The organism is Flavobacterium sp. P3_A6 (assembly GCF_056403035.1).
Window position 1 is genome coordinate 98,802 of sequence record NZ_JBFUGG010000012.1, and the last position, 14,970, is coordinate 113,771.

Genomic DNA, 14,970 nt, shown 5'->3' on the forward strand with positions numbered 1-14,970 from the left:
TCTCGATTTATAGCCCCGATTGCAGTGAAAATACTCTCTCGTTTTTTTTCAACGAGAGAGATTGTAACGTAAAGCGGGAGGAATCTTCAAAAGAAACGAAAATTGGCTGCTCTTAAAAAATAATATAACTCAGGTTCTTAGGTAAAATTATCTATTAGAACGCCTGTCATTATTTTGGCTTGGGCGTCTTGGACCAAAACTATTTGTACTGGTTTTTTTTGTATTATCAGTTTTTGGTTTCTTAGGAGCTGCATTGCGTTGTTGTCTCCCTTGACCTTGTTTAATAGGTTCGGTGGATGCATTAGGATCCGGTTCAAAACCTTTGATGTTTTCTTTGGGTAATTTCAGGCCAACCAATTTTTCTATATCGCGCAAAAAAGTGGTTTCGTCCGGGCTAACTAGTGAAATAGCTTCGCCGCTTGCTCCAGCTCTTCCAGTTCTTCCAATTCGGTGAACATAATCTTCTGGAATATTGGGCAGTTCAAAATTAATAACATGTGGTAACAACGGGATATCCAAACCTCGTGCGGCAATATCTGTAGCGACCAAAGCGGTTAGGCTTCCGTTTTTGAAACCGGCTAAGGCTTTGGTTCGTGCGCCCTGACCCTTGTTACCATGAATAGCTGCCGCTTTTATGCCGGAATTAATCATGTTTTCAGTCAGCTTGTTGGCTCCTTGTTTGGTTCGAGTAAAAACCAAAATCTGTTTCCAGCGGCCTTCAGTGATAAGTTTAATTATTAATTCTGTTTTTTTCTCTTTGGCAACAGGATATATTTTTTGAGCAATAGCGTCCACTGTTGTGTTTTCCGGAGTAGCTTCAACATGAACTGGATGGTGCAAAATGCCCATTGCCAGTTTTTTAATATCTTTTGAGAAGGTTGCCGAGAATAGCAGGTTTTGTCTTTTTGGAGGCAAAACCTTTAGAATGCGTTCGATATCCCGTAAGAAACCCATGTCCAGCATACGGTCCGCTTCATCTAAAACCAAGATCTCAACTTTTGAAAGTGAAATTAAACCTTGATTTTGCAGATCGATTAATCGGCCAGGAGTTGCGACTAAAATATCAACACCTTGACGTAACTGGCTTACCTGCGGATTTTGGTTTACGCCGCCAAAAATAACTGTACTGCGCAAATCCAAAAATTCACTGTACTCTTTTATATTGGCATAAATCTGAGCTGCCAATTCTCGTGTTGGGGTTAATATTAAGGCACGAACGGGTCTTTGTCTTAAGTGCTGCCCTTGTGATAATAATTGTAATATTGGAAGTGTAAAACCTGCTGTTTTTCCTGTTCCTGTCTGTGCAGATGCTAATACATCTTTTCCTTCTAAAATTGGCGGAATTGCTTTTTGCTGTATTGGGGAAGGAGTTGCATATCCTTTTTTGCTGATGGCTTTTAATAAAGCATCAGATAAGCCTAATGAATTAAATGACATAAATTGTTGTTATGAAGTAAACCTATTATTTAGTTTACTCCTTTTAAGTTGGCGCAAAGGTACTGCTAATTTTCCGATGTGGTTTGATTGCTTTACTTTGTTTACTTAAAGACAGACAATATGTTATTTTTTAGGTCTTATTTATGAATTGATATTGCCGTTGAAATTATTTCACTTCACTTCTGAAAAAGTATCTCCTTTTTTTATGTCTCCAGTTTCAAATCCTCTGTTGAACCAATACATTCTTTGTTCGGAAGTGCCATGAGTAAAGGAATCGGGAACAACCTGTCCTTGCATTTTTTTCTGAATTGCATCATCACCTACAGCATGTGCAGCGCTCAGAGCTTCTTCAATATCGCCGGCTTCCAGCATTTTATTTTGTTTTTCGTTGTAATGTGTCCAAAGACCTGCATAAAAATCGGCTTGCAGTTCTAAAGCTACAGATAATTTATTGCCTTCGGTTTCACCTCGGTTTTCTTGTAATTGTCGTACTTTATCTGAAGTTCCTAATAGTGTTTGGATATGGTGTCCAAATTCATGAGCCATTACATAAGCAACTGCAAAATCGCCGCCTTCAGCTCCAAATTTGGTTCTCAGTTCATCAAAAAAAGACATATCCATATAAATGGTTTTGTCGCCAGGACAATAAAAAGGACCAGAGGCTGAACTGGCTCCTCCGCAGGCTGTTTCTACTTGACCGCTAAACAGAATAAGTTTTGGGGCTTTAAAAGTCAGGCCGTTTTCTTCAAATATTTTTGTCCAAACATCTTCATTGTCGGCCATAAGTGTTTTGACAAATTCACCTTCCGTTTTTTCGGCTTCGGTCAGCGTTCTGTTTTCGGTTTGCGTAGTCTGCTGTTGGTTGAACTGTTCTAATATTGGGGTAATCATTCGTGCATTTTCTCCACCAAAAGCATTTACAAGCAAAATAATAATTCCAATTATTCCTCCGCCTACTATAGTTTTACCTCCAGAGGACATTCCTCTGCGGTCTTCAACATTATCGCTTTGTCTTCTTCCAATCCATTTCATAGCAGGTACAATTTATTGGTTAGTACTTAAATAATATGATGTTTTTTTAAATAAAGATAAGTTTATAAAGTGATATTTTTTGGTTTTAGCCATTTTTCTAAAATATCTTCAAGAGTTTTCTTTATGATAGGTTTTGAAACATAATCATTCATGCCTGCTTCTATGCATTTTTCTTTTTCTCCCATTATGGTTCCTGCTGTAAGGGCAATAATGATGGTGTCTTGTAAATTTTCTATTTTTCGGATTGCTTTCGTGGCTTCATATCCATTAATTAGAGGCATTTGAATATCCATGAAAATGATGTCCGGATTAATTTCTAACACTTTATCAAGTGCTTTTTCTCCGTCGCTGGATTCATAAATGATGCACTTTGGAACAATTTGCTTGACTAAAGTTTTAGTCAAAAGCATATTGATTTTATTATCTTCTACAATTAGGATTTTTGGCTCTTCATTTTCAAATTGCAGTATGCGGTTTTCTGAAATTACTTTTAAAGAATTTATTAATTTGTTTTGTTTTAATTTATTACTGCTTTTTAATTTTATGTCAAAGAAAAAGGTACTTCCTATGTTATACTGACTTTTTATCTGCAGTTTACTATTCATTAGACTTAACAACTGATTTGAAATTGTTAATCCTAATCCTGTTCCTCCAAATTTTTTGGTAGTTGAGCTGTCTTCTTGAGAAAAGGCCTGAAAAATAATTTTTTGATTACTTTTTCGAATACCAATTCCTGTATCTTTTACTGAAAACCTCAAAGAAGTTGAATTTTTATGGACATCTAATACTGATATAGTAAGATCTATTCCGCCAACATGGGTGAACTTAATTGCATTAGTCAATAGATTGATAAGTACTTGTTTTAGGCGGATATAATCAACCCAAATGTATTTTGGGACATCCTCATCAATTATATAATTTATTTGTAAATTTTTGGAATGGGCTTGATAATTGACCAATTCTTTTATTTGGAGGATAATATTTTCAATGCAGTATTTCTCAATATTAAGCTCAAGCTTACCGGACTCAATTTTAGAAAAATCGAGTATGTCATTAACCACTTCCAATAAAATATTAGCCGATTGGTTAATGGTTTTCATGTATTGTTTTTGAGTAGTTTCGAGTTTGGAATTCATCAGCAGATCGGTGTAGCCTATGATTCCGTTTAAAGGTGTTCGTATCTCATGGCTCATATTGGCAAGAAATTCGGATTTGGCTTTATTTGCAGCTTCAGCCAATTCTTTTTCTTTGACAATGGATTCATTCTTTTTCTTTTCGGTAATATCAATAAATATTCCTTCCATAAAAGCAATTTCACCATTCTTTAAAATTGAATCTCCAAATTCTTCAACCCAAACGATTGAACCATTTTTGTGAGTAATTCGGTATACAATATGTAATGCTTTTTTCTCTTCCAGAGCAATTTTGTTTTTTAATAAAACACCTTCTATATCTTCATGAAAAATTAGGTCTATAAAAAATATTTTGTTTTCTAAAAAATCAGATTTAGGATATCCTGTCAGTTTTTCAATTTCATCGTTGAGATAAATTTTTGTGTATTTTTCATCATAATTGGACAAATATACGGTACCAGGGATATTATTAGCTAATAAGCGAAATCGTTCTTCGCTTTCTTCAATTATAGATTCATTGATGTTTCTCTCAATAGAAGAGGAGATATTCTTAACTAATAATTGTAAAATCGAAATTTCATCCGGACTCCAGATCCGCTCGCTGGTTGAGTTATCAAATGCAAAAAAACTGTCAAATTCATTTTTTACAAAAACAGGAAAAAACAGTATTGAACTGGAATTTAAATGACTCAAGGCAGATTTTACCTTTTCATTTTTAAGATTATTTTTAATGCTTTCAAAGAATTCTGCTGGAGATAAATCTTTTAGATTACTGTCAAATTCAGTAAATTCAAGATTTTGAAGAATAGGATGAACAGCATCAAAATCCTGCAGTTCATTTGTCCACATGCATTTTTGGTCAAAAAAATTGGTTTTTTTATCTTTTTTTAAAAATGAAATGCGTTCAGATTTTGTTACTTTACCCAGTTCATTAATGATTCCCTTGATAAGCTTTTCGTTGCTTTTTTCTAATAAAAACTGATTTGTATTTTTATTTATAACTAACAGCAACTCACTTTTATAAGCCAGTTTCCGTTCGATTTCTAACCGCATCTGAGAGGCCAAAGCGATTATAATTAAATCTGAGATTGATTTAGTGAAATTAATATCTTCATTGTCCCAGTTTTTAACTTGCTGTGTTGATTCGAAAGAGAGAATGCCTTTTAATTTACCGTCAAAAAAAACAGGAGTATCTAGTGTCGAAAATATATTATTGCTGTAAACATAAGTGCTTTTTATTTTATTGTTGGTAGAATAAGATCTAATATCTGATTGTACAACTTGAAGTTTATTTTCAATTTTGCTAAAATAATCTGGATTTTCATGTTTATAAAACTCAATTTTACTTTCCAGAATGTCTGTTTGTGATTCATATAATTTATAACAAATGATCTTATCTGTGTCATAAATCCAATAACCAGCTCGGTTTACACCTAATGCTGCAGAGGTGATTTGGAGAATATTAATAATAGTTTGTTCAAAATCATCATTATTAGAATGGTTTAATACCGCCAAATCTTTTAGGGTTTTGCTGTACTCTTCGATTTTAAACTGCCGTTTTGCTTTTTCGTCTTCAATGTTTTTTAAGAGCGTAATATCACGTGCAATTCCTGAGTATCCATCTATTTCTCCAAAACTGTTTCTTCTGACAAAAACGTTTTGAGATATCCATATTTCATCTCCGTCTTTTTTGATAATGGGAAATTCAAGTGTGGTGAAATTTTCTTCAATATCAAGAATGTTTTGGTAAAAACTCATGGTATTGGTAATGTAATCTTTTCTGATTAACGAAGAGAAGTCTTTGGAAAGGAGTTCTTCTTTGGAGTATCCTAATGCTTTTATTCCATAATCATTGACAAAAATAAAGTTACCTTTTGAATCTGCTTCAAAAATTATATCGACAGCAGTCTGAATCAAGGTTTCATATTGTTTTCTTATTTTTATTTCATTGGTAATGTCTTGTCCTATTCCAATAATACAGTTTTCATTGAATTTTTTATCAATCCATTGAATGAATTTGTATTCTCCGTTTTTACATTTTAATTTTCTAATGTATAAACGGTTGTCTATAAAATTTTTATAATAATCGACCCCAATGAATTCCGGATCTTCCGTAAGTGTCCAAAAGCCATATCCCATTACTTCCTCAGGAGTATATCCTAAAATGGATGTTATAGTATCACTGCAAAAGGTTATTTCTCCCATTTTGTTTGTGGCAATGGTAAGTGAGTTTCCTCTGTTTACAATTTCATTTGTAAAATTGACTTTTTCCTGAATTTTATATATTGCGATATGTTTTATATGATTTATTATAAATATCATTATAGAATAATTGATAAGTATAATAGCCTTAGCAGCAGGAACTATGCTGAAAGCAAGTAACATAATTAAATAAGCAAAAACGCATCCGCAGAAAATCCAATACTTTTTTATGGGTTTTATAATAATGTACGAAAAGAAAAATGCTAAAATGAATGTGTAAGTTGGTATGTTATCCTTTGGTAAAAAAACTATATTGTAGGCAGTTAATATAAAATGAATATAGAATAAGCCAGTAAATATTGTTTGAATTCTATTGAATAAATATTTTGATTTTTCACTCAATATAAAAAACAATAAAAAAATGACTCCAACGGAAAAGTAATAATTTAATAAGCTTTTGGGTCTCACCTTAAACAATTCAAACAATATTTCTATAAAAGGAAGAGCTAATCCGAGAAATAATAAATAAAGAAGATATTCCCTTTTGTCTAATTCTTTTGATGTAAGATTATCTATATTTTTTAATATAGAATTTATTTTGTGGTTGGAATATATAATTGCCAGTAATATGATAAAAAACAATGCTATCAAAATGCTGTTTCGATTCGTAATATCTATCAATAAATTTTGCACTAGGCCTAATGCCACAGGGGTACAAACTGAACTTGATAAAGAAAAGTTGAAGTTGAAAAACAGTAAAATTCCACAACATAATAGCATAGTCGTATGGGGGATAACTATTTAATTTAATGTTTAATCGTTTGCAATTTAATGTTTATAGTTAAAATATTATTCATTTTCGGCAGTATTATCCATTCCTACAATAGCACTGTAAATAGCATAATTCATAGAGTAAATAAAAGGTATTGTGAAAAATAGGCCAACGCAGCATGCCATAAAACCTATTAGTGAGCCAATAATTGCTACAACTATTAATCCTAATAAAACAACTGGCTGTTTGAGAACAATTTGAATACTGTATTTTATAGCATCAATTGCTTGTAAATCGCCAAATATGATCAGAGGAATGGTAAGAAGTGTTATAAATGATATGAAATAGTTAATTATGATGCCTAGAATATCAAGTTTTGCATATCTCAATAAAGTAGCTTGAGCAAAAGTGATTACCGTAATGATTAAAGTAGAAATTATAATTTCTTTTAAATAAGGTGATTTATAGAATGAAAATAAAGAAGAAACTGGAAAATTTTCGTCTCTGTCTCCATGGTCTGCCATTTTTAAGAAAGCCGCTTGAAACGGGCTAAGCAAACAAGAAATAATTATGGAAATGATTCCCGTGGCTAATAGATTAGTCTGAAGAAGGTTTTCTATTTTAAGCTGTCCCGAAGAAAGTTCTTTTGTCATTTCCGTTACGCCTAGAAATGATATTATAGAAAAAGCACCAAAAACCATAAACAATATGCTAAAGATGACTATTACTGATCCCGCATATAAAGCAATTTTTTTGTAATTTTCAAAGGCATGATTGAATACATTTCCAAAATCTATTTGGTATCCGTTTTTTTCAATTTCCTGTAATCTTTTTAGAGTTTGGTTCATTTATATTGTTAGGTTAGTTATTTTATTAGATTTATATTTTTAAAAAAAATAGACTTTTCAAATGATATCTGGTAAAATTATATTGTATCCTCAATCACGCATCAGTTATTATAAAGGTCTGTATCAGTGTGTAAATTTACTATTTTTTTTACTTTTAATAAGCGAAGAAGTTTTTTCGGCGCTTTTTTTAAGTTTAGTTAATTTTTGTTTGTTATAACCAGTTTAATAATTTTTTTAGAGTATTAATTTTATTATTTGTGTAAGGAGCGTATCTTAAATTTAAATCCAGCCAATTTGCTTTTTTTACAATTCCTTTGTGATGTGAGAAAGTGTCAAAACTCAATTGACCATGATATGCTCCAATACCGCTGTGGCCTACACCGCCAAAAGGAAGCTTTTTATTTGCAAAATGAACTGCCGTATCGTTTATACAGCCTCCGCCAAATGAATGCTCTAAAATTGTTTTTTTTGCAAATTTTTTATCATCAGTAAAGACATATAAGGCAAGCGGTTTCTCATATTTTGAAATTATTTTATCGATTTCTTTTTCATCTTTATAAGTAATTATTGGGAGCAAGGGGCCAAAAATTTCCTCCTGCATGAGTAAGCTGTCAAGATTGTTTTCCTCTATTAATGTGGGTGAAATATAGCAGTCTTCAACATCAGTTTTACCTCCCGTAATTATCTTTTCAGTTTCAATCATGCTCACTAAGCGATGCCAGTTTTTCTCGTTTATGATTCGGGCAAAATCTGGAGAATCTTTCGGGTTTTCTCCATAAGCATTTGTGATTTCATTTTTCATGAAATCTATAAAATGGCTTTTCATTTTTTCTTGAATTAAAATATAATCTGGAGCAATACAGGTTTGGCCGGCATTCAAAAATTTTCCCCAGACTATTCTCTTGGCAGCGAGTTTTAAATTGGCTGTTTCATCAATAATACAAGGATTTTTTCCGCCTAATTCAAGAGTTATGGGAGTGAGATGTTTTGCAGCTGCTTTGGCAATAATTTTGCCTACAGCAATACTTCCTGTAAAGAAAATGTAATCCCATCGCTGTGTTAATAATTTTTGAGTAGCTTCAACACCGCCTTCAATTACTTTAGCATGCTGATGCTCGAAAACTTTTTCTATAATTTTTAAAATTATAGCCGATGTTTTTGGAGTTAGTTCTGAAGGTTTTAGCGTAACCTGATTGCCTGCGGCTACAGCAGCTATCAATGGACTTATGGATAATTGAAATGGATAATTCCAAGGTGCTATAATCAAAACTTTTCCGTAAGGTTCTTTAACTATATAATCTGTTGAAGGAAAATTAAGTATAGAAGGGGTTACATTTTTAATTTTGGCCCATTTTTCAATATTCTTTATGGTACTTTTTAATTCCGAAATGATATAGCTGGTTTCGGTTACAATCGATTCAAAGGTTGGTTTTTTGAAATCCTCATATAATGCTTGGATGATCTCATTTTCATGCTTGACAATTTCATCCATTAATTTTATTAAAGCTTCTTTTCTGGCACTAATATTCAGTTTGTAACTCATAGCAAAAAAGATTTAAATCATTATGTAAGTGCAAGTTAAATTTAAATTTCAAAATATAATCTTTTTCAGACTGAAATTTAAATAGCTTTCCAAATAACTTCTTCTGGAGTAGGAGCAATTATAGTGATACTTTCTTTAGAAACAGGATGGACAAAAAACAGCTTCCTGGCATGTAAATGAATGCCTCCGTCAGGATTGCTTCGGTCAAAACCGTATTTTAAGTCCCCTTTTATCGGAGAGCCAATAGCCGATAACTGCGCCCGTATTTGGTGGTGTCTGCCTGTGTGCAGTTGAATTTCAAGTCCATAATAATTATCCAGTTCTTTGATGATTTTATATTCTAAACTAGCTATTTTACTGTCAGGAACTTCTTTAAGATGGGCTTTTGAAGTGTTATTTTTTTCGTTTCTTTTGATGTAATGAACGAGCGTATCTTCATTCTTGGGCGGTTTGTTTTTGACTACTGCCCAATATGTTTTTTGGGTTTCTCTGTTGCTGAACAGCTCATTCATACGGGTTAAAGCTTTGCTGGTGCGGGCAAAAACCACAATTCCAGTAGTAGGTCTGTCCAGTCGATGAACCACTCCTAAGAAAACTTCGCCAGGCTTATTGTATTTGTCTTTGATATATTCTTTTACAACGTCGCTTAATGGTTTGTCACCTGTTTTGTCACCTTGCACAATATCACCCACACGCTTGTTTACCACGATAAGGTGGTTGTCTTCGTGCAGGATTTGGAGATTGGATTTGTTGGATATTATTTTATTGGACAATGCTGATTGTTTAAGGTTGTTTAAAGAGGTTTAAAATTGTTTCACTGTTAAGCGAGTGGTGAATACTGAATACTAATACTGCTCTTTTTCGTTTGGAAAATCTTTGGATTTTACATCTTCAACATATTGACTGATTGCAGAAGTCATTCCTTCGTATAAATTCATGTAACGTCTCAAGAAACGAGGACTGAATTCATTATTCATTCCCAGCATATCATGAATTACCAATACTTGCCCATCAACACCACCACCGGCACCAATTCCAATGACTGGAATAGAAATGCTTTTGGCTACTTTTTCGGCTAAATTCGCAGGGACTTTTTCGATAACAATTGCAAAACAGCCTAATTGTTCCAGTAATTTAGCATCTTCAATTAATTTTTCGGCTTCTTGTTCTTCTTTGGCACGAACGGTATAAGTACCAAATTTATAAATAGACTGGGGAGTTAATCCCAAATGTCCCATAACTGGAATTCCTGCATTCAAGATTTTTTTGATAGAATCTTTTATTTCTTTGCCACCTTCCAATTTCACAGCGTGACCGCCGCTTTCTTTCATAATTCTGATGGAAGAACGCAATGCTTCTTTCGAATCAGATTGGTAGCTTCCAAAAGGCAAATCAACAACAACTAAAGCTCTTTCTACAGCTCTAACTACTGATGAAGCGTGATAAATCATCTGATCCAAAGTGATGGGTAAAGTGGTTTCGTGACCCGCCATAACATTGGAAGCTGAATCTCCAACCAGAATTACATCTATTCCGGCAGTATCCACAATCTTAGCCATTGTATAATCATAAGCCGTTAACATAGAGATTTTTTCACCATTGGATTTCATCTCGATTAAAGACTTAGTGGTAATTCTTTTGTAATCTTTTTTTATTGCAGACATCTAAATAATTATTTTATTTCCGAAATGCTCGGTATTGATTTTGTTTTGAGAGTGTAAAAGTACTAAATAGAAATTTTTTAAATTGAATTTTTAAGAAGAATGTCACAAAAGGGACTGCGTAAATTACGGTATTACGATTTAAATATCCTATTTTGAAGAATTCTTGTAAAAATACTGAATTGGCTAAACTTTAATCCTTATTTTGTTTTCATCAGGGCAAATCAAATCTTTATAAAATCTTTATATCCAGCCTTGTTATATTATAAAATACTTATGGGATATGATTTAACTTTGTCTTATCAAATAAATACGGGGATTATGAATAGCATTTTGAATCAAATAAAGATTAAAAACCAATATTTAATAAGCATTTTATCGGTTGGGACAGTCGCATCATTGTGTTTGTTTATCAGAGACTATTTGGACTATAAAATTGTTGGTTATCTTCTGTTGGTGGTTGTTTCGGTGCTCTCTATGTTTTTGGCAATATTACCATTATTGCTCAGTGCTATTTTGAGCGCACTGATTTTGAATTTTTTCTTCATTCAGCCATATTACACTTTTCATATCAGCAATGCCGAAGATTCATTACTGTTGTTTTTATTTTTCATAATTGCTCTTGTAAATGCAGTTCTGACCCACAAAATAAGAAGAGCCGAAAAGATACTCCAGGTAAAAGAAGTCAGGGTCAATACCATGAAACTGTACAATGCTTTATTGGATTCGTTATCCCATGAATTGAGAACACCAATTTCGACTATTATGGGTGCTATCGATACAATTCAAAGCAAATCGGTACATATTTCCGAAGAAAATAAAGAAAATTTATATTCAGAAATTGAAAAAGCATCTTTGAGACTGAATCATCAAGTGGAAAATTTATTGAATATGTCCCGATTGGAATCAGGTGTTATTGAGCCAAAAATGGATTGGTGCGATTTGGAAGAGTTGGTTTATAACGTTTTGGATCATTTAAAAGACGATCTGCAGTTTCATAAAGTAGTCGTGAAAACAGACGAAAATTTGCCTCTTTTTAAATTGGACTACGGGCTAATGCAGCAGATTATTTTTAATTTGGTTTTTAATGCTTCTCAATACACACCCAAAGGCGCTAAAATAGAAATTAAGGTTTCTTATAATGCAGATGTCGATTTTGAATATAATCCCGATAAGTTATGTCCTTGTGTGATAACCATTACCGATGACGGCGTTGGGTTTCCAGAAGCTGAAATTGGTAAAGTTTTTGATAAATTTTATCGTCTGCAAAATTCAAAAACAGGCGGAACAGGACTGGGTTTATCAATTGTAAAAGGGTTTGTCGAGGCGCAGCATGGAAAAGTAACACTTGAAAATAGGGAAGAAGGAGGTTCAATTTTTACGCTTAGCTTTCACACTTTAACAATGAATACTAAAGAAATTTCAAATGAATAGTAGTGCTCAAATTTTGGTCATTGATGATGAAATTCAAATTAGGAAACTGCTTGAAATCACATTGGACTCAAATGATTATAGAACAATTTTTGCCGTAAATGCAAAAGAAGGTTTGTCTATGGTGGCTAATCATCAGCCTGATTTGGTTATTCTTGATTTGGGTTTGCCAGACGAAGACGGACAAGTTGTTTTGAAACGTTTGCGGGAATGGTATAACAATCCAATTATAATTTTAACGGTAAAAAGTGCCGAAGACGAGATTGTGAAAGCACTTGATAATGGAGCAAATGATTATTTGACCAAACCGTTTCGCACACAGGAATTACTAGCTAGAATTCGGACTGCTTTGCGAAATATGGTTTCTAATGAAAAAGAACCGATAATTGAGTTTGGCAATGTTTCTATTGATTTGGCTTCCAGAATTGTGAGGCTGAATAATGAAATTTTGAAACTCACAACGACCGAATATAACCTGCTTTCTATTTTTATAAAAAATGAAGGACGGGTACTAACTCATCAATATTTGCTGAAACAAGTTTGGGGAAACAGTTATGCTGACCAGACACAATACTTACGTGTTTTTGTTGCTCAGCTTCGAAAAAAAATTGAAGAAGATCCCAACCGACCTAAGTTTATCATCACCGAATCGGGTGTAGGATACCGGTTTAACACCAGTTAGAATCAATTTAGTTTTTAGTGCTTAGTAATTAGTGAATTAGTGATTAGCCTTTTATTATACTAATGAAAAGAATAAGTAGAGCCTATCATAAAGCTATTTGGTTTAGTTTTTTATAAATTATAAATGTTAGATTCTGCAATGGAAAGCTAATCACTAAAGGCTATTTACTAATCACTGAATTTAAAAGAATGTAATATGGAGTGTTGTATTCACCTCATATAGGACTTTCTATGTCCAAAAATTAATGAATTATAATGAATAAAAATTAAAATAAAATGAATAAATCAACGGTTCAAAAAGTAACGGCAGCATCACTTTTGGTTGCTCTCGGAATTATTTACGGAGATATTGGAACCAGTCCGTTATATGTTATGAAAGCCATTATTGGGCATAGAGAAATATCAAAATTATTGGTTTATGGAGGGATTTCGTGCATATTTTGGACGCTTACTTTTCAAACCACCTTCAAGTATATTTTATTGACGCTTTCGGCAGATAATCATGGCGAAGGCGGTGTTTTTTCGCTTTATGCGTTGGTCAAACGTTTTGGAAAAGGAAAGCTAGTGATTCCAACTATTTTAGGAGCTACAACACTTTTGGCAGACGGGATTATTACACCTCCCATTTCAGTGGCTTCGGCAGTTGAAGGATTAGGGGATGTCGTTCCTGGTATTCCAACACTTCCTATTGTGATTGTGATTTTGTCTGGATTGTTCTTTTTTCAACGATTTGGAACCCAAAAAGTAGGTTTCTTTTTTGGACCAGCCATGGTAGTTTGGTTCACCATGCTTTTAGTATTGGGATTTGTGCAAATACTAGGACATCCTGCTATTTTGACCGCATTAAATCCAATTTATGCTTATGAATTGTTAGTTGAATATCCTCATGGATTTTGGCTATTGGGCGCCGTTTTTCTTTGTACTACTGGGGCAGAAGCCTTGTATTCGGATCTTGGACATTGTGGAAAAAAGAACATTAGATTCACTTGGATTTTTGTAAAAATTGCATTGATTGTCAATTATTTGGGTCAAGCTGCTTGGCTTATGAATCAAGGAAAACCATTGCTTGAGGGAAGAAATCCTTTTTATACCATTATGCCACAATGGTTTCTTTTTTCGGGTGTTATTATCGCTACTTTTGCAGCAATAATTGCTTCTCAGGCTTTAATAAGCGGATCTTATACGTTAATAAATGAAGCGATGTCTCTTAATTTTTGGCCTCGAGTTTCTATGCGAAATCCGACTAATTTGAAAGGACAAATTTATATTCCGTCAGTAAACACGATTCTTTGGATTGGTTGTATTTTGATGATTTTGTATTTTAAAAATTCCTCAAATATGGAGGCGGCTTATGGTTTTTCCATTACCATTGCCATGCTTATGACAACAGTTCTTTTAAATTATTATCTGATTTATATAAAGAAAATGAACAGGATTTTGATAACCATAATTATAACGGTTTTTGGGATTATCGAAATTGCATTTTTTGTTGCCAATATTATAAAAATCAAAGAACGTTGGATGTTTTTGTTCTTTGAACTATTCATTTTCATGACCATGTATACTTGGTTTTTCGCTAGAAAAATCAATAATAAATTTCTAAAATTCACCAATTTAGCGGAGCATACACAACAACTTCAGGAATTGAGTAATGATCATAGTATTCCAAAGTATTCCACCCACTTGATTTATTTGTCCAAAGCTGACAGAAATTATGAAGTGGAAGAAAAAATATTAAAATCAATTTTTTCAAAAAAGCCAAAAAGAGCGGATGTTTATTGGTTTTTTCATATCAATAGAACTAGTGAACCCTTTACTTTAAATTATGAAGTAATCGAATTATTGGACGATAAAGTAATTAAAATTGTGCTAAACATTGGTTTCAGAATTCAACCCAAAGTAGAGTTATATTTCAAAAAAATTGTTCAAAATTTGGTTGAAAATAAAGAATTGAATTTACATATTCGTCCAGATGGTTCTACAAAATACAATGCCGAACCTGATTTTAAATTCATTATTATAGAAAAATTTCTTTCTGTCGAAAATGAATTTGCTGTGAAAGATGCGATGCTGTTGAATTCCTATTATATGCTAAAAAACTGGTCACTTTCAGATATTAGAGCATTTGGATTGGATAAAAGTGATGTTGAAATTGAAGAGGTACCTTTTGTGTATCAACCTATTTCAAAATTAGAATTGGAAAGGAAAAAGACTTAAGAAAAGTTAGCAG

At 32.9% G+C, this 14,970-nt stretch carries 10 protein-coding genes; 3 read left to right on the forward strand and 7 right to left on the reverse strand.

Annotated elements, in window-relative coordinates:
* Positions 1–147 precede the first annotated feature (147 nt).
* The 7 genes from AC1DVP_RS13275 to panB all read right to left on the reverse strand — a co-directional run bounded on the left by AC1DVP_RS13275 (position 148) and on the right by panB (position 10,631).
* A complete protein-coding gene (locus AC1DVP_RS13275; protein ID WP_477183958.1) occupies positions 148–1,437 on the reverse strand; it encodes a DEAD/DEAH box helicase in 1,290 nt (429 codons plus the stop codon).
* A gap of 171 nt (positions 1,438–1,608) precedes the next feature.
* Positions 1,609–2,469, reverse strand: coding sequence for a KPN_02809 family neutral zinc metallopeptidase (gene ypfJ / locus AC1DVP_RS13280; protein WP_477183959.1), 861 nt, complete (start codon positions 2,467–2,469; stop codon positions 1,609–1,611).
* Between the two features lie 62 nt (positions 2,470–2,531).
* Positions 2,532–5,924, reverse strand: coding sequence for a PAS domain S-box protein (locus AC1DVP_RS13285; RefSeq protein ID WP_477183960.1), 3,393 nt, complete (start codon positions 5,922–5,924; stop codon positions 2,532–2,534).
* A 729-nt stretch (positions 5,925–6,653) separates the two neighbouring features.
* The gene (locus AC1DVP_RS13290; protein ID WP_477183961.1) at positions 6,654–7,424 is read right to left on the reverse strand and encodes a hypothetical protein; all 771 of its coding nucleotides are present in this window, start codon (positions 7,422–7,424) and stop codon (positions 6,654–6,656) included.
* 211 nt (positions 7,425–7,635) lie between these two features.
* Entirely contained in the window at positions 7,636–8,967 is a 1,332-nt protein-coding gene (locus AC1DVP_RS13295) for an aldehyde dehydrogenase (RefSeq protein WP_477183962.1), read from the reverse strand.
* Between the two features lie 77 nt (positions 8,968–9,044).
* Complete coding sequence (locus tag AC1DVP_RS13300; RefSeq protein WP_477183963.1) at positions 9,045–9,740, reverse strand: RluA family pseudouridine synthase; 696 nt, start codon at positions 9,738–9,740, stop codon at positions 9,045–9,047.
* Positions 9,741–9,812: 72 nt separating this feature from the next.
* Positions 9,813–10,631 carry a 3-methyl-2-oxobutanoate hydroxymethyltransferase gene (panB, locus tag AC1DVP_RS13305; RefSeq protein WP_477183964.1) on the reverse strand — a complete coding sequence of 273 codons (819 nt, stop codon included), beginning with the start codon at positions 10,629–10,631 and terminating at the stop codon, positions 9,813–9,815.
* Between the two features lie 273 nt (positions 10,632–10,904).
* Here panB and AC1DVP_RS13310 point away from each other — a divergent pair, with 273 nt between their 5' ends.
* The 3 genes from AC1DVP_RS13310 to AC1DVP_RS13320 all read left to right on the forward strand — a co-directional run bounded on the left by AC1DVP_RS13310 (position 10,905) and on the right by AC1DVP_RS13320 (position 14,957).
* Positions 10,905–12,062: a sensor histidine kinase gene (locus AC1DVP_RS13310; RefSeq protein WP_477183965.1), complete on the forward strand. Its 1,158-nt coding sequence runs from the start codon at positions 10,905–10,907 to the stop codon at positions 12,060–12,062.
* Positions 12,055–12,741 (forward strand): response regulator, encoded by a 687-nt coding sequence (locus AC1DVP_RS13315; RefSeq protein WP_477183966.1) that lies wholly within the window; start codon positions 12,055–12,057, stop codon positions 12,739–12,741. Before AC1DVP_RS13310 ends, AC1DVP_RS13315 begins: the two co-directional genes overlap by 8 nt.
* A gap of 275 nt (positions 12,742–13,016) precedes the next feature.
* Positions 13,017–14,957: a KUP/HAK/KT family potassium transporter gene (locus AC1DVP_RS13320; RefSeq protein WP_477183967.1), complete on the forward strand. Its 1,941-nt coding sequence runs from the start codon at positions 13,017–13,019 to the stop codon at positions 14,955–14,957.
* Positions 14,958–14,970: the final 13 nt, after the last annotated feature.